This is a genomic window from Streptomyces sp. NPDC057565, from assembly GCF_042801455.1.
Taxonomy (GTDB): domain Bacteria; phylum Actinomycetota; class Actinomycetes; order Streptomycetales; family Streptomycetaceae; genus Streptomyces; species Streptomyces yanii.
Genome location: NZ_JBHVFU010000057.1, coordinates 1 through 14,638, shown reverse-complemented (window position 1 = coordinate 14,638; position 14,638 = coordinate 1). Strand labels below are relative to the sequence as shown.

Sequence of the window (14,638 nt, the reverse complement as noted above, 5' to 3'; positions counted from 1 at the left end):
TGGTCAGTCGGCGAGCGCGACGAAGAGCGGGCTGCCGAGCAGCACCGTCATCCCGTCCTGGCCGTCGAGTTCGGGGTAGGGGCTCGGGCCGTGCAGCAGACGTTTGGCGAGGAACTCCACTTCTTGCTCGGCGCCGCGCAGCGTCCGGTTCGCGAGCTGGACGGAGGCGAGCGCGTCGGGCTGGGGGGTGCCGTCCGCGCCGTCCGCCGCCACGGCCGCGGCGAGCCCGGTCAGCAGACCCGGTGCCGTGGACGGTGCGAAGGGCAGCTCCTGCTCGGCGGGCGCGGCCCCCGGTGCGGGCCCGGGGGCGCCCAGCACATGGCCGCTCGCCCCGCCGAGCCCGACGATCGTCCGCTCGGTACGGCCACCGAAGTAGACCAGCGGCGACGGCCCGAGCGGCAGCGGCCCCCAGCGCATCGGAAGCCGCCCCCGGACGTACTGGCCGGGTGCGTCCACGGTGCCCACGTCGCCGAAGTCGTCGAGGTGCCGCACCACCCGCTCCAGCCGTGCCACCCGGTCCGACGCGGCTGTCTCCACGCTCCGCCGGGCGCTGACGAACTTCAGGCTGACACCGACCTCGGTGGCGCGTCGGCGCGTGAACCCGGGGTCGACCTGCGGCAGCAGCATGTCGACCTTGGCATCGCTGATGTAGACGTAGTACCGCAGCGCCACAACGCCCCCTCCGTCTGACGCAATGTATGCGTTCCGTCTACGCCAGGTTACTGGCAGGCGGCCATTCGAGAGGCAGTCTGGCTACATCAGGTTCTTCGGGAAGAACCGAATAACTTGGGTGACGCCGGCGCTGATGAGCGCGCGGCGTCAGCCTTGACGGACTGCGAGTCGATCACGCCGGCCGTCGGCTCTGCGTCCCGGCTCAACCGCTCGTGGACCTGGCCGCGCAGCCGGTCGTGGAACTCCTTGACCAGACCATGGCCGCGCAGCAGCGGCCGGACCTCGGCCCACTCTGCGTCCGTCATGTCGGATGGGTACCGGCGCTGCCGCTCGGGCCGGTCAGCCGCGTTGCCGTACACGTTCGCGAGGCAATCACACGTTGGGGCGGCCGAGTTGGACTGCCCGGCATCGACAACTCACCCTGGCAGGATCACCCGACCGGGAACCCGCTTCTAAAGTCAGCGATCGCGGTGACGAGCGCGAGGCAGTGCCCGCCGGTGGGGAGCGACGCGTCGAACACGAGGGTCAGCCGGAAGCTACGACCGGGCAGTCGGCCGTGGAGTACGGCGTTCGCCGCGAGCTCTGCTACGACGGTCTCGGCACGCTCCGTGAGGTCCTGCGGGGCGCCCCAGGAGCGCAGTTGGCGCACGCCGAGCAGCCGGGTGAGCTGGGCGGCCGGACGTACCCGCGGCGCGTGTGGTGTTCTGCGACGCGGCACCGTACGACGCCGGCTATCTGCCACCGGCCGAGATCGCGGGCCGGGTTCGGGTGCGCGGCCGTGGCGGGACCGAACTGCAGCCGGGCATCGACCTGTTGCACAGGGCCGACGACTTCCCGCCGGCGGCCCCGGTGCTCGTCATCACTGACGGCCGGTGCGACACGCTGCGGATCCGGCGCGAGCACGCCTTCTTGATCCCGCAGGGTGCCTCTCTGCCGTTCACACCGCGCGGCCCGGTGTTCCGGTTGAGCTGAGGGTCCGGCGTCACGAGGTCTCGCGTGGAGGTCCGAAATTCGCCGACGGCCTCCCGCCACGTTTCGCTGAGGCGACGCTGTCGGCCCGGCTGCGGATCGTGATTCCCTCGGCAACGGCAGCGACCTCTTCGACTTCGTCCACGTCATCCCCCACGATCCGGGAGGGCCACCGATGTCACCTGCAGGAGGTTTGCTGCCCGATGACCAACGTGCCGTCCGCCAGTTTCGGTCCGTCTACCGTTGGATCGACCACATCAACAACTCGACGAGCGGGGCCGGCAGGGGCTTGCCGGGACTCAACACTTTGTTGCCGACGGGCAAGCCGATGTGGGAGACCTGGAGAAGACCAGCAATCAGGAGCTTGACGCTCCGGTTGGCGATTCGCGAAGGGCTGGACGCCATGGAAGACAGAGGTCCCCACACCGCGGGCGAAGGGGCCGGAGCCGACTCCGGTCCGGCCGTTGCGGCAAGCCCGCCGGTCATCATGGGCAACAAGCCCGGCTCGTTCGCCTGGGATGTCCTTGCCAACCGCCACCCTGCCCTCATCCAGCAGGTACGAGCCGCCTTCCCGTGCAGCCGTCGGCAGCACGAGGCCCTCGATGACCTGCTGGACGAGATCACCAACCGCGACGTCGAACCGCTCGACCCCGAGGACCACGATCACGAGCACTGGGCGGACTCGGGGCGGGAGCACTTCGGGCGATCCTGGTACGACGCGCCCTTCCTGTGGGCGGAGAGCTACTTCTACCGCAGGCTCCTCGGCGCGGTCGGGTACTTCGGTAACGGGCCATGGCAGGGAGTCGACCCCTTTGCGCCCTTCAAGCAGGCGGAACTGTGCGGCGAGGCGGTGGAGGAGGAGCTGCGGGCCCTGGACGCGCTCGCAGACGCGCCGGCCGACGAGCGGGCCACGGCCCTGCTCCATGCCTCGCTCTGGGGCAACCGCGCGGATCTCGGCTTCCGCGTCTCGGCGGGGGAGGCGGCGGCCAGTGAGGCCGCCGCCTCTGCGCTGGTCGCCGACGACAGTGCCGTGCTGTGGCAGCTGCTGCCTGCCGGACGCTCCTCGACTGTCGCCGTGGTGGCCGACAACGCGGGACGCGAGCTGATCCCGGACCTGATCCTCATCGACCACCTCCTCGAACACCGACATGCCGAGCGGGTCGTGCTCCACGTCAAGCCCTACCCGTACTACGTCTCCGATGCGATGACGGCGGACGTGGTCGACTGCCTCCGGCGCCTCACCGAGGCGCCCGGCGAAGCGGGCCGGATCGGCGGCCGACTGTGGAAGGCCATGGCGACCGGAAGTCTGGAGGTCCGTACCCACCCGTTCTTCTGCGCCCCTATGCCGTACGAGGAGATGCCGGAGGACCTCCGTGAGGAGTTCGAGGGCGCCACGCTCACCATCATGAAGGGCGACCTCAACTACCGCCGCCTGGTGGGGGATCGGCTGTGGGGTGCCACAGTGTCCTTCGCCACTCGCACTGCGTACTTCCCAGGTGCCGTCGCGGCCTTGCGCACACTGAAGTCCGACGTCATTGTCGGCCTGGACCAGGCAACCTTGGACGCCCTTGAGCGCTCCGGTGCCGCGTGGCGTACAAGTGGGACGCACGCGCTGATTCAGGTGCGCAGATAGCTTCGGCCGGAGGGGCCTCCTGGGTCGGCGCCGGCTCCCCGGCGGCTCAGACCGTCGAAGCCGCGCGAGCGCCCGCCGCTTGGTGTCGCTGTTGCCGTGCACCCGCAGCGGCAGGGTGACGTAGGGCAGCTCCGGGGCGAGCACCTCGACGCTGCGTCGTACGGCGTGCCGCAGCCGGGCGGTTGTCGACGTGTACGGCGCCGGGCCCTCGTCCAGCACGGCGAACAGCGCGTCCAGAGCACGGGTGACGGTGAGTGAGAGCAGTTCCTCCTTGCCGGCGACGCCGGCGACGTGGTGGTAGATGCCGGACTTGCTCAGGCCGAGGCGCCGGGCCGGCTCTTCCATGCCGGTTCCGTCGCAGCCGCGCTCGTTGAAGGCCGCGACCGCGACTTCCAGGAGGGAGTCACGGTCGTAGGCGGGCCGCTCCCGTGCCGTGCGGGATGGCCGGTGGCGTGTTGCTCACCCGGCCATTGCGGCAAGGAGACGCATCACGCCGTGCGCTGGTCCTTGATCCTGCGCAGCTTGCCGAGGGAGCGCTCCAGGCTCTCCGGCTCCACGATCTCCACTTCCACGCTCACGCCGACGCCGTCCTTGACGCCCTTGGCAATCGCGCGGGCGGCCGCTTCGCGCTGCTCGGGCCCCGCGCCGGGCTCGGCCTCCACACGGACGGTCATGTGATCCATGCGTCCCCTTGTACTCAGCTGGATCTGGAAGTGCGGGGCGACGCCGGGGGCGCGCAGCACCACCTCCTCGATCTGGGTCGGGAAGACGTTCACCCCACGCAGGATGATCATGTCGTCGCAGCGGCCGGTGATCTTCTCGATACGGCGGAAGGCGGGCCGGGCGGTGCCGGGCAGGAGCCGGGTCAGGTCGCGGGTGCGGTAGCGGATGATCGGGAGTGCCTCCTTGGTGAGCGAGGTGAAGACGAGTTCACCGCTCTCACCGTCGGCGAGGACGTCGTCCGTGAACGGGTCGACAATCTCGGGGAGGAAGTGGTCCTCCCAGACGTGCAGGCCGTCCTTGGTCTCCACGCACTCCTGTGCCACGCCGGGGCCCATCACCTCGGAGAGGCCGTAGATGTCGACGGCGTGGATGTCCATGCGCTCCTCGATCTCGCGGCGCATCTCCTCCGTCCACGGTTCGGCGCCGAAGATGCCCACCTCGAGGGAGGTGGAGCGCGGGTCCACGCCCTGGCGCTCGAACTCGTCGAGCAGGGTGAGCATGTAGGACGGGGTGACCATGATGATCTCGGGCTTGAAGTCCTGGATGATCTGCACCTGTCGTGCGGTCATGCCCCCGGAGGCGGGGATGACGGTGCACCCGGCCCGTTCGGCGCCGTAGTGCGCGCCCAGGCCGCCGGTGAACAGGCCGTAGCCGTAGGAGATGTGCACCTTGTGCCCGGGACGGCCGCCGGCGGCGCGGATCGAACGGGCGACCACGTCCGCCCATGTCGACAGGTCGTTCTCGGTGTAGCCGACGACAGTGGGGCGGCCCGTGGTGCCGCTGGAGGCATGAACACGGCGGACCTGGTCCATGGGTACGGCGAACATGCCGAACGGATAGGTGTCGCGCAGGTCGGCCTTGGTGGTGAAGGGGAACCGGGCCAGATCCTTCAGTGTGTGGCAGTCGTCGGGCGTCACGCCGGCCTGGTCGAATTTCCTGCGGTACAGCTCGACGTTGTCGTAGGCGTGCCGAAGCGTCCGGTGGAGGCGGCGCAGCTGGAGGTCCTCCACCTCCTCCCGTGACATCCGCTCCGCATCGTCCTGCAGTTCCGCCGGCAGGGGCTCACCGCGGCGGGGGCGGACGTCCATGGGGGCGGTCGGTTCGCTGATCATTGCGGCTCCTTGGATCCCGTGCTTCGGATGCTGCGGCTGCGGCCGCGGAACTCCGCGATCACCGTCTCGCCGCGGATGACGGTGACGTCGTAGATGCCGCTGCGACCGAAGCGGGTGATCTCCCGAGCGGTGGCCGTCAGGACGTCTCCCTCGTGGGCGGGCGCCACGAAGGTGACGTCCGCCCCGGACGCGACGGTGACGGGTCCGTGGCTGTTGCAGGCGCAGGCGAAGGCGGTGTCGGCGAAGAGGAACAGGTATCCACCGTGGGCGGTCCCGTGCCCGTTGACCATGGACGCCGTCACCGTCATGCGCAGTACAGCGGTTCCCTCGCCGTGCTCCAGCAGTTCGATGCCGAGAAGGCGTGAAGCCTGGTCCGCGGCGAACATGCGCGCTGTCGGCGCCGAAATCGTGGGCGTTGCTTCCGTCACGGTTTACACCACCTTGTGTCCCGACCGAACATTCGGTTAGCTTCGGCACGGCCAAGTAATCAAGCCACGCCAGGGCCTGTCAAGAGGTGAGTCATATGCAACACGCAGCCACTGAGGTGCCCGACTTCTTCGCACGTCATCGCACCCTGCTGGAACAGACGGTGGCTGCGACGGAAAGCCGGGAGCACTGGACGCCCTATCCCGAGTCGCCCAGCAGGTCGGTGTACGGCGAGGACGCCGCCACGCTCGGCGAGGCGGTCTTCCGGGAGCAGATCGGCAGGCCGTTCGACCTGCCCGGACATCCGGGGGAGGGACGCGTGGCGCCCGAGGAGCACTCCCCGTACGGCTTCCCGCTGGGCATCAGCTACCCCCGGCTCTCCCCGACCGCGGCCGTGGCCGCCGCCAAGGACGCCACGGCAGCCTGGCGTGCGGCCGGCCCGGACACGCGCGCCGGCGTCGCTGCGGAGATCCTCGCCCGGCTGAACGCGGCGAGCTTCGAGATCGCCCACGCGGTGCAGCACACCACCGGCCAGGCGTTCGTCATGGCCTTCCAGGCGGGCGGCCCGCACGCCCAGGACCGGGGCCTTGAAGCCGTTGCCTACGCGTGGGCGGCGCAGAAGAAGCACCCGGCCGCCGCCCGCTGGAGCAAGCCGCAGCGCAAGGGCGACGCCCTGGTGCTGGACAAGAAGTTCAGCCCCGTCGGCCGTGGTGTCTCACTCCTCGTCGCCTGCAACACCTTCCCGACCTGGAACGGCTATCCGGGGCTGTTCGCCTCGCTCGTCACCGGCAACCCGGTCGTGGTCAAGCCGCACCCAGGTGCCGTGCTGCCCCTGGCGATCACCGTGCGCATCGCCCGCGAAGTGCTGGCCGAGGCGGGCTTCAGCCCTGACCTCGTCCTTCTGGTCGCCGAGGCGCCCGGCGGCCGGGACGCCGCCACGCTCGCCCTGGACCCGGACGTCCGGATCGTCGACTTCACCGGTTCCACCGAGTTCGGCGACTGGCTCGAGACCCACGCCCGCCAGGCAGTCGTGTACACGGAGAAGGCCGGCCTGAACACGGTCGTGCTGGACTCGACCGACGACTACCGCGGTCTGCTGGGCAATCTCGCCTTCTCGCTCTCGCTGTACAGCGGGCAGATGTGCACGACCCCGCAGAACCTGCTGCTCCCGCGTGAGGGCATCGCCACCGACCAGGGCCGACGGACGGCCGACGAGTTCGCCACCGACCTGGCCGCAGCCCTGGACCGGCTGCTCGGCGACCCCGCGCGTGCCGTCGGCACGCTGGGCGCGATCGTCAACGACGGTGTGCGGGATCGGCTGAAGGACGCGGCCGGTGTCGGCCGTACGGTGCGGGCGTCGGCGTCCGTCGAACACCCGGAGTACGCCGAGGCGGACGTGCGGACGCCGCTCGTGGCACGGCTGGACGCGGAGGCCGACCGGGAGGTGTACAGCCGGGAGTGGTTCGGGCCGGTGTCGTTCGTGATCGGCACCGACTCCACCCGGCACAGCCTGGAGCTGTTCCGTGAGATGGTGCGCGCGCACGGGGCGCTGACCGCCGCCGTCCACTCCACCGACGAGGACGTGCTGGCCGCCGCCGAGGAGGCCGCCCTGGACGCCGGTGTCCACCTGTCCGAGAACTTCACCGGGCAGATCTTCGTCAATCAGTCCGCCGCCTTCAGCGACTTCCACGGCAGCGCCGCCAACCCCGCAGCCAGCGCCACTCTGTCCGACGCGGCCTTCGTCGCCGGCCGCTTCGCCGTTCTGCAGTCCCGTCGTCCCGTCGTCACCGCCGAGGAGTCCGTCTGATGCCCGAAGAGGTCTACCTGATCGACGGAGCCCGCACCCCGCAGGGCCGTTACGGTGGCGCCCTGGCCTCCGTTCGCCCCGACGACCTGGCTGCCCTCGTCGTCGGCGAGGCCGTGCGCCGCTCCGGCATCCCGTCCGAGGCCGTGGACGAGGTGATCCTCGGCGCGGCCAACCAGGCCGGTGAGGACAACCGGGACGTGGCCCGTATGGCGGTCCTGCTGGCCGGGCTGCCGCACACGGTGCCCGGTTACACCGTCAACCGGCTGTGCGCCTCGGGCCTGACCGCCGTCGCCTCGGCAGCCCAGGCGATCCGCGCCGGCGAGGCCGACCTGGTCGTGGCCGGCGGCGCGGAGTCCATGACCCGTGCCCCGTGGGTGATGCAGAAGCCGGGAACCCCCTGGGCCAAGCCGGGCGAGGTGCACGACACGTCGCTGGGCTGGCGGTTCACCAACCCCCGCTTCACGGCCGCCGACCGTGCCGTCCCCGCAGGTGACGGACCCGGGACAGGGAAGGTCACCCTGTCGATGGGGGAGACCGCGGAGGAGGTCGCGGCCCTGGACGGCATCACCCGTGCCGAGTCCGACGCCTTCGCTCTGCGCAGCCACCAGCGGGCCGTTGCCGCCCAGGACGCGGGCCGCTTCGACCGCGAGATCGTTCCCGTCCCGGTCAAGGACGGCGAGGTCATACGGGACGAAGGCCCCCGCCCCTCCACCACGCTGGAGAAGCTCGGCACCCTCCGCACCATCTTCCGCAAGGACGGCATCGTCACCGCCGGCTCCTCCTCGCCGCTGTCCGACGGCGCCGCGGCCCTCATCGTGGCGAGCGCGGCGGCCGTGGACCGCTACGGGCTCACCCCGCGGGCGCGGATCGTCACCTCGGCCTCGGCCGGCGTCCAGCCCCACATCATGGGCCTCGGCCCGGTGCCCGCCACCGAGAAGGCCCTGGCCCGGGCCGGATGGCAGGCGGGGGACCTCGACGCGGTGGAGCTGAACGAGGCGTTCGCCGCTCAGGCCCTGGCGGTGATGCGCCGGCTGAAACTCGACGAGGACAAGGTCAACGCCGACGGCGGCGCCATCGCGCTGGGCCATCCGCTCGGCTGCTCGGGCGCTCGTATCCTGCTCACCCTGCTGGGCCGCCTGGAGCGGGAGGACGCCCGCAGGGGGCTCGCGACGCTGTGCGTCGGCGTCGGCCAAGGCGTCGCGATGCTGGTGGAGCGGGTGTGAACGCCACGACCTACGAGACCCTCCTGGTCGAGGAGCGCGACGACCGGGTGGTCGTCACGCTGCACCGGCCCGACGCCCGCAACGCCATCAGCGGCCGGATGATCGCCGAGCTGCACGACGTCTGCGACGAGCTGGAACGTCGACCGAAGCTGCTGCTGCTCACCGGGCACGGCCGCGTTTTCGCGGGCGGCGCCGACATCGCAGAACTGCTCGGGCGCGGCCGGGACGAGGCCCTGCAGGGCATCAACAGCCGCCTGTTCGAGCGGGTACGGCGCCTGCCGATGCCGACCGTCGCCGCAGTCGACGGCTGGGCCCTGGGCGGCGGTGCGGAACTTGCCTACGCGTGCGACCTGCGCATCGCCGGGCCCGACGCCGTGTTCGGCAACCCCGAGCCGGGGCTCGGCATCCTCGCCGCTGCCGGGGCATGCTGGCGGCTGCCCGAGCTGGTCGGCGAGTCGGTCGCCAAGCAGGTGCTGCTCGCCGGGCGGAATCTCGACGCGCAGGCGGCCCTGGCGGCCGGGCTCGTCATCGACGTCGTGCCGGTCGAGAAGCTGCTCGACGAAGCGCACGCGCTGCTGGACCGCATGGCCAGGTCCTCGGCCACGGCCCTGCGCCTGACCAAGCTCGTCGTCGACTCGCCGGGTGCCCATCCGGTCGCCGACGACCTGGCTCAGGCCGTGTTGTTCGAGGGCGAGGACAAGAAGGACCGCATGACCCGCTTCCTGGAGAAGAGGAGCCGAGCATGACAACCACCGCACCGGCCGTCGTCGGGGTGATCGGCGGCGGCCGCATGGGCGCCGGCATTGCGCAGTCCTACGCGACCGCCGGCTCCGCAGTCACCGTGGTCGAGAGCGGCGCCGAGGCCGCAGCCGCGGCCCTGGACCGGGTGGCCACGGGACTGAAGCGGGCCGCCGAACGCGACCTGCTCACCGAACCCGCGGCCGAGATTCTCGCCCGGGTGTCCACCGTGGAGTCGGTGGACGCGCTGCCCGCCGAAGCCGACCTGGTCGTGGAGGCCGTCCCGGAGGACTCCGCGCTCAAGGCCCGGGTCCTCGCCGCCGCCGAGCAGGCGGTGAGCACGACGACGGTCCTGGCCAGTAACACCAGCTCTCTGTCCGTCACCGAGCTGGCCGCCGTCCTCACCCGGCCCAGCCGCTTCCTGGGCATGCACTTCTTCAACCCGGTGCCCGCCTCGGACCTGGTCGAGATCGTGGTGGCGCCGGGCACGGACGCCGCCACGATCGAGGCGGCCTTGCAGTGGACGCGCTGCCTGGGCAAGAAGGACGTCGTCGTCAAGGACTCGCCCGGCTTCGCCAGCAGCCGCCTCGGCGTCACCCTCGGACTGGAGGCCATCCGCATGGTCGAGGAGGGCGTGGCGGAACCCGAGGCCATCGACGACGCGATGCAACTCGGCTACAAGCACCCCATGGGTCCCCTCCGCCTGACCGACCTGGTCGGCCTGGACGTGCGCCTGGCCATCGCGGAACACCTGCACGCCACGCTGGGCGAACGGTTCGCCCCGCCGCGGCTGCTGCGCGAGAAGGTCGCCCGGGGCGAACTCGGCCGCAAGACCGGACAGGGGTTCTACGCATGGCGGTGAGCGAAACGGCGCAGACCGACGAACGCACCGTCGAGTACACCCTGCCGGACTGCGGCGCCGTCATCGAATAGCGTCGGGCGTCGAGGGCGCCTGCGTCGGCGCCGGTCTCGGCCTCGCGCTCTGCGCCGACCTCCGGGTGGCCGCCCAGGGCGGCCCATTCTCCACCTCGTTCATCGGGATCGGCGTGGCCGCCGACAGTGGGCTGAGCGGCGCGCCGGCGCAGGCGGTCGGACCCTCGCGGGCAGTCACCCTGATGCTGCTCGGCGACCGCTTCGACGCCGAGGCGGCCGAGCGGTGGGGTCTCGTCCATCGCATGGTGCCGGACGGTGCCGCGACCTGCCCGCACTGCTGGAGGCGGAGGCCGTGGTGCAGGAGCGGCTCAGGTGGACGGAGGACTACCGTGCCGCCGTCTGCGCCTTCCTCGACGGCCGGCCACCCTCCTTCACCGGGAACGGACCGTAATTCGGCACTTGCCAGAACCCAGGAACCTCGTCATATCATCGACCGAACGAACGGTCGGTAGGGATTGGTGGTACGGATGACTGCACAGCAGGCCGGCTCGTCGGCCGCACTTGACGCTCCCCCCGCGCTCCAGGAGCACTTCGAGTCGACGATCGCGCGGGACCAGCGGATCGAGCCGCGTGACTGGATGCCCGACGGCTACCGGAAGACGCTGATCCGGCAGGTGGCGCAGCACGCGCACTCAGAAATCATCGGCATGCAGCCGGAGGGTGAGTGGATCACGCGTGCGCCGTCACTGCGCCGCAAGGCGATCCTGTTCGCCAAGGTGCAGGACGAGGCCGGGCACGGCCTGTACCTGTACTCGGCGGCCGAGACGCTCGGCGCCGACCGCGCGGACCTCACCGAGCGACTGCTCGAAGGGCGCCAGAAGTACTCGTCGATCTTCAACTACCCGACGCTGAGCTTCGCCGACGTCGGGGTGATCGGCTGGTTCGTGGACGGCGCGGCGATCTGCAACCAGGTGCCGCTGTGCCGCTCCTCGTACGGGCCGTACGCGCGGGCGATGGTGCGGATCTGCAAGGAGGAGTCGTTCCATCAGCGGCAGGGCTACGAGCTGTTGCTGACGATGATGCGCGGCACCGAAGCCCAGCGGGAGATGGTGCAGGACGCGGTGAACCGCTGGTGGTGGCCGTCGCTGATGATGTTCGGCCCGCCCGACGAGGACTCGCCTAACTCCGCGCAGTCGATGGCCTGGAAGATCAAGCGGCACAGCAACGACCAGCTGCGCCAGCGGTTCGTCGACATGACCGTCCCGCAGGCCGAGAAGCTCGGCGTGAATCTGCCCGACCCACAGCTGCGCTGGAACGAGGAGCGTGGCCATCACGACTTCGGCACCCCGGACTGGGACGAGCTGAAGCGCGTCATCACGGGCTACGGGCCGTGCAACACCCAGCGGATGGAGCGCCGCCGGACCGCTCACGAAGAAGGCGCCTGGGTGCGCGAAGCAGCGACCGCGCACGCGGCCAAGCAGGCAGCGAGTGCGAAGAAGGGAGCGGCGGCATGACCTCCGACAAGCACGGCTGGCCTCTGTACGAAGTGTTCGTGCGCGGCAAGCGCGGACTCAACCATGTCCATGTCGGCTCGCTGCACGCCGCCGACGACGCGATGGCGCTCACGCACGCGCGCGACCTGTACACCCGCCGCAACGAGGGCGTCAGCATCTGGGCGGTGCGCAGCGAGGACATCGCGGCCTCCACGCGCGACGAGAAGGACCCGTTCTTCGCGCCCAGCGCCGACAAGGTTTATCGCCACCCGACTTTCTACGACATCCCCGACGACGTCCCCCACATCTAGGAGCAGGGCATGAGTGACGACCACGTCTACACGACGCTCGCCGAGGGGCACGAGGACGACGCTCGCTGGGCCTACGGCACCGGTTTCGAGGATCCGCTGCACGGGGTGAGCTCCGCTGTGCCGGACGGGGTCGACCGTGACGAACTGGCCGCGCTGTGCTTGGTGTTGGCCGACGACGCCCTGGTCGGTGCCCAGCGCCTGGCCGAGTGGACCACGCGCGCACCCGAGCTGGAGGAGGAGGTGGCACTGGCCAACATCGGGCTCGACCTGCTCGGCCAGGCCCGCCTCCTCTACGCCCGCTGCGGTCAGGTCGACGGCACGGAACGCGGCGAGGACGCCTACGCCTATTTCCGTGACGCGGACGACTTCCGCAACGTGCGCCTGGCAGAACTGCCCAACGGCGACTTCGCGTTCACCATCGCACGGCTGCTGGTGTTCGCCAGCTGGCGCCTGGCCCACTTCGAGCGGCTCACCGCCTCGGCCGACCCGGTACTCGCCGCCATCGCGGCCAAGGGCGTGAAAGAACTGACCTATCACCGGCAGTACGCGGCGGAGTGGGTCGTCCGACTCGGTGACGGCACCGCGGAGTCCCACCGCAGGATGCGCGCCGGCCTCGACGACGTGGCCGCTCACGTGGGGGAGTTGTTCGAGGCCCACGACGCGCGGACCGAGGTCCTCGCCGTGCTGCGACAGGTCACGACAGCGGCAGGGCTGCCCCTGCCGGACGTACCGCCGCAGACGGCCGGCTCCGGCCGCGAAGGCAACCACACCGAACACCTTGCCCCGCTGCTGACCGAGCTGCAGAGCGTGGCCCGCGCCCACCCGGAGGCGACATGGTGACCGTGCTCACGGACGCCCGGCGCATCGCCGAGCAGGTGCCCGACCCCGAACTGCCCATGCTCACCCTGGCCGACCTCGGAGTGTTGCGGGACGTGACGGTGGCCGCCGACGGCACGGTCGTCGCCGCACTCACGCCGACCTATTCCGGCTGCCCGGCCATGCCCGAGATGCGGGCCGGTGTGGCGGCGCGGCTGAAGGACGCCGGCTATGAGCGTGTGGAGGTCCGCACGGTCCTCGACCCCCCGTGGACCACCGACTGGATCACCCCGGAGGGGCGCCGCAAGCTCGCCGAACACGGCATCGCACCCCCCGGACCCGCACCGCGCCCGCTGCCGGGGCCCGTGCCGCTGAGCCTGTCCGCCACCCGCCGAGCCGTGCCCTGCCCTCGCTGCGGCGCCATCGACACGGAGGAGACCTCCCGCTTCGGCGCCACCTCCTGCAAGGCGCTGTGGCGCTGCCGGGCCTGCCAGGAACCGTTCGAGTACGTCAAGGAGATCTGATGGAGGACCTGTTGGCTCCCGAAGCCGCCGCCCTCTCCCCGGTGCGGCGGGCGCGCCGCCGCCCCGCCTTCCACGCCTTGAAAGTCGCGGCAGTGCAGCGGCTGTGCGACGACGCTGTCGCGCTGAGCTTCGACATCCCCGGTGAGCTGGCCGAGGAGTTCGCCTTCACACCCGGCCAGTCGCTCACGCTGCGGCGCGAAGTCGACGGGCGGGACGAGCGGCGCTCCTACTCGATCTGCTCCCCGGTGGGTGCCCGGCCCCGCATCGGGGTGCGGGTGGTGCCCGGTGGACTGTTCTCGTCCTGGTTGGTGAACGAGGTGAGACAGGGCGACACCATCGAGGTGATGGGTGCGACCGGCGCCTTCACCCCTGATCTGTCCACGCCCGGACACCACGTGCTCATCGCGGCCGGCTCGGGCATCACACCGATGGTCTCCATCGCCGAGTCCGTCCTTGCCGCGGACGACCGGTCCCGCGTCACCCTCTTCTACGGCAACCGGCGCACCGACTCGGTGATGTTCGCCGACGAACTGGCCGACCTGAAGGATCTCTACCCTGCCCGGTTCCAGCTCGCGCACGTACTGTCCCGAGAACCGCGCGAGGCCGAACTGCTGACCGGCCGTCTCGACGCCGACCGGTTGGCCGCGCTCATCGACGGCCTGGTCGACGTTTCCGAAGCCGACCACTGGTGGCTGTGCGGCCCCCACGGCATGGTCCTGGACGCCCAGAAGGTGCTCGCCGAACTGGGAGCGCCCAGTGACCGGGTCCACCAGGAACTCTTCTTCGCAAGCGAGGAGCCCGTCGCCGTACGCCACGAGGAGCCCCGGGTCGACGGACCGGTCAGCCAGGTCACCGTCGTCCTGGACGGCCGCTCCACCACCTCCGCACTCTCCCGCGAGGCCACCCTTCTCGACTCGGCCTCCCGCGTACGTCCCGACCTGCCATTCGCCTGCAAGGGCGGCGTCTGCGGTACCTGCCGCGCTCGGGTCACCGAGGGCGAGTCGGACATGCGGCGCAACTACGCGCTGGAACCTGCCGAGGTCGACGCCGGGTATGTGCTGACCTGCCAGACCTTCCCTGTCTCCGACAGCCTGACCGTCGATTTCGACAGCTGAGGAGCAGATGTCGAACCCTCGTCCCGAAGTCGCTCAGGGCGGCAGACTCTCTGCCGGAGTTCGGAGTGCGCCGACGTACTCGACCAGGACCTGTCCGACGGGTCCGTCCTAGGGCGTGTGTCGGAAGTCCCGCCTGCCCGGCGACGCCCGGCACGCACGCTCGCTGCGTTGTCGGGCTCGCCCGAGTACGTCCAGTACGAGGA

15 protein-coding genes and 3 pseudogenes are annotated in these 14,638 nt (G+C 70.7%); 13 read left to right on the top strand and 5 right to left on the bottom strand.

Annotated elements, in window-relative coordinates; genetic code table 11:
- Positions 1 to 3: 3 nt before the first annotated feature.
- Together ACFU8W_RS42775 and ACFU8W_RS42770 are read right to left on the bottom strand one after the other, a co-directional pair.
- Positions 4 to 672, bottom strand: a complete 669-nt coding sequence (locus tag ACFU8W_RS42775; RefSeq protein ID WP_384049901.1) for a DUF7019 family protein — start codon at positions 670 to 672, stop codon at positions 4 to 6.
- Between the two features lie 86 nt (positions 673 to 758).
- Positions 759 to 977: a hypothetical protein gene (locus ACFU8W_RS42770; protein WP_384049898.1), complete on the bottom strand. Its 219-nt coding sequence runs from the start codon at positions 975 to 977 to the stop codon at positions 759 to 761.
- A 373-nt stretch (positions 978 to 1,350) separates the two neighbouring features.
- Here ACFU8W_RS42770 and ACFU8W_RS42765 point away from each other — a divergent pair.
- Both ACFU8W_RS42765 and ACFU8W_RS42760 read left to right on the top strand, forming a co-directional pair.
- Positions 1,351 to 1,644, top strand: a pseudogene (locus tag ACFU8W_RS42765) (hypothetical protein); the annotation flags it as partial.
- 400 nt (positions 1,645 to 2,044) lie between these two features.
- Positions 2,045 to 3,274: a damage-control phosphatase ARMT1 family protein gene (locus tag ACFU8W_RS42760; protein ID WP_384049895.1), complete on the top strand. Its 1,230-nt coding sequence runs from the start codon at positions 2,045 to 2,047 to the stop codon at positions 3,272 to 3,274.
- 303 nt (positions 3,275 to 3,577) lie between these two features.
- On the opposite strand, the pseudogene ACFU8W_RS42755 reads toward ACFU8W_RS42760, so the two are convergent.
- The 3 genes and pseudogenes from ACFU8W_RS42755 to paaI form a co-directional block, all read right to left on the bottom strand.
- A pseudogene (locus ACFU8W_RS42755) lies at positions 3,578 to 3,670 on the bottom strand (TetR family transcriptional regulator); the annotation flags it as partial.
- A 92-nt stretch (positions 3,671 to 3,762) separates the two neighbouring features.
- Positions 3,763 to 5,109: a phenylacetate--CoA ligase PaaK gene (paaK, locus tag ACFU8W_RS42750; RefSeq protein ID WP_345514264.1), complete on the bottom strand. Its 1,347-nt coding sequence runs from the start codon at positions 5,107 to 5,109 to the stop codon at positions 3,763 to 3,765.
- A complete protein-coding gene (gene paaI, locus ACFU8W_RS42745) occupies positions 5,106 to 5,537 on the bottom strand; it encodes a hydroxyphenylacetyl-CoA thioesterase PaaI (protein ID WP_384049892.1) in 432 nt (143 codons plus the stop codon). Before paaI ends, paaK begins: the two co-directional genes overlap by 4 nt.
- A gap of 95 nt (positions 5,538 to 5,632) precedes the next feature.
- Between paaI and paaN the strand changes: the two genes are divergently transcribed.
- The 11 genes and pseudogenes from paaN (at position 5,633) to paaE (ending at position 14,435) form a co-directional block, all read left to right on the top strand.
- The gene (gene paaN / locus ACFU8W_RS42740; protein WP_384049889.1) at positions 5,633 to 7,342 is read left to right on the top strand and encodes a phenylacetic acid degradation protein PaaN; all 1,710 of its coding nucleotides are present in this window, start codon (positions 5,633 to 5,635) and stop codon (positions 7,340 to 7,342) included.
- The gene (locus tag ACFU8W_RS42735) at positions 7,342 to 8,565 is read left to right on the top strand and encodes a thiolase family protein (protein ID WP_345514258.1); all 1,224 of its coding nucleotides are present in this window, start codon (positions 7,342 to 7,344) and stop codon (positions 8,563 to 8,565) included. Before paaN ends, ACFU8W_RS42735 begins: the two co-directional genes overlap by 1 nt.
- Complete coding sequence (locus ACFU8W_RS42730) at positions 8,562 to 9,311, top strand: enoyl-CoA hydratase/isomerase family protein (RefSeq protein ID WP_384049885.1); 750 nt, start codon at positions 8,562 to 8,564, stop codon at positions 9,309 to 9,311. The genes ACFU8W_RS42735 and ACFU8W_RS42730 overlap by 4 nt, the downstream gene beginning before the upstream one ends.
- Positions 9,308 to 10,165, top strand: a complete 858-nt coding sequence (locus ACFU8W_RS42725) for a 3-hydroxyacyl-CoA dehydrogenase family protein (RefSeq protein ID WP_384049882.1) — start codon at positions 9,308 to 9,310, stop codon at positions 10,163 to 10,165. The genes ACFU8W_RS42730 and ACFU8W_RS42725 overlap by 4 nt, the downstream gene beginning before the upstream one ends.
- A gap of 49 nt (positions 10,166 to 10,214) precedes the next feature.
- Positions 10,215 to 10,430: pseudogene (locus ACFU8W_RS42720) on the top strand (enoyl-CoA hydratase/isomerase family protein); the annotation flags it as partial.
- 29 nt (positions 10,431 to 10,459) lie between these two features.
- Positions 10,460 to 10,627 carry a hypothetical protein gene (locus ACFU8W_RS42715; RefSeq protein WP_384049879.1) on the top strand — a complete coding sequence of 56 codons (168 nt, stop codon included), beginning with the start codon at positions 10,460 to 10,462 and terminating at the stop codon, positions 10,625 to 10,627.
- Between the two features lie 76 nt (positions 10,628 to 10,703).
- Positions 10,704 to 11,690, top strand: a complete 987-nt coding sequence (gene paaA, locus ACFU8W_RS42710) for a 1,2-phenylacetyl-CoA epoxidase subunit PaaA (RefSeq protein WP_384049876.1) — start codon at positions 10,704 to 10,706, stop codon at positions 11,688 to 11,690.
- Positions 11,687 to 11,980 carry a 1,2-phenylacetyl-CoA epoxidase subunit PaaB gene (paaB, locus tag ACFU8W_RS42705; RefSeq protein WP_345514254.1) on the top strand — a complete coding sequence of 98 codons (294 nt, stop codon included), beginning with the start codon at positions 11,687 to 11,689 and terminating at the stop codon, positions 11,978 to 11,980. The genes paaA and paaB overlap by 4 nt, the downstream gene beginning before the upstream one ends.
- A gap of 9 nt (positions 11,981 to 11,989) precedes the next feature.
- Entirely contained in the window at positions 11,990 to 12,820 is an 831-nt protein-coding gene (paaC, locus tag ACFU8W_RS42700) for a 1,2-phenylacetyl-CoA epoxidase subunit PaaC (protein WP_384049872.1), read from the top strand.
- Positions 12,814 to 13,320, top strand: coding sequence for a 1,2-phenylacetyl-CoA epoxidase subunit PaaD (gene paaD, locus ACFU8W_RS42695; RefSeq protein WP_345514252.1), 507 nt, complete (start codon positions 12,814 to 12,816; stop codon positions 13,318 to 13,320). The genes paaC and paaD overlap by 7 nt, the downstream gene beginning before the upstream one ends.
- On the top strand, positions 13,320 to 14,435 hold the full coding sequence (gene paaE, locus ACFU8W_RS42690) for a 1,2-phenylacetyl-CoA epoxidase subunit PaaE (protein ID WP_384049869.1): 1,116 nt from the start codon (positions 13,320 to 13,322) through the stop codon (positions 14,433 to 14,435). The genes paaD and paaE overlap by 1 nt, the downstream gene beginning before the upstream one ends.
- Positions 14,436 to 14,638 lie beyond the last annotated feature (203 nt).

Bases quoted from the DNA above. Each gene is read 5' to 3' on its own strand.
- paaC (WP_384049872.1), top strand. From the start codon at position 11,990: ATGAGTGACGACCACGTCTACACGACGCTCGCCGAGGGGCACGAGGAC.
- ACFU8W_RS42725 (WP_384049882.1), top strand. From the start codon at position 9,308: ATGACAACCACCGCACCGGCCGTCGTCGGGGTGATCGGCGGCGGCCGC.
- ACFU8W_RS42735 (WP_345514258.1), top strand. From the start codon at position 7,342: ATGCCCGAAGAGGTCTACCTGATCGACGGAGCCCGCACCCCGCAGGGC.
- ACFU8W_RS42760 (WP_384049895.1), top strand. From the start codon at position 2,045: ATGGAAGACAGAGGTCCCCACACCGCGGGCGAAGGGGCCGGAGCCGAC.
- paaD (WP_345514252.1), top strand. From the start codon at position 12,814: ATGGTGACCGTGCTCACGGACGCCCGGCGCATCGCCGAGCAGGTGCCC.
- paaB (WP_345514254.1), top strand. From the start codon at position 11,687: ATGACCTCCGACAAGCACGGCTGGCCTCTGTACGAAGTGTTCGTGCGC.
- paaE (WP_384049869.1), top strand. From the start codon at position 13,320: ATGGAGGACCTGTTGGCTCCCGAAGCCGCCGCCCTCTCCCCGGTGCGG.
- paaA (WP_384049876.1), top strand. From the start codon at position 10,704: ATGACTGCACAGCAGGCCGGCTCGTCGGCCGCACTTGACGCTCCCCCC.
- paaN (WP_384049889.1), top strand. From the start codon at position 5,633: ATGCAACACGCAGCCACTGAGGTGCCCGACTTCTTCGCACGTCATCGC.
- paaK (WP_345514264.1), bottom strand. From the start codon at position 5,109: ATGATCAGCGAACCGACCGCCCCCATGGACGTCCGCCCCCGCCGCGGT.
- ACFU8W_RS42770 (WP_384049898.1), bottom strand. From the start codon at position 977: ATGACGGACGCAGAGTGGGCCGAGGTCCGGCCGCTGCTGCGCGGCCAT.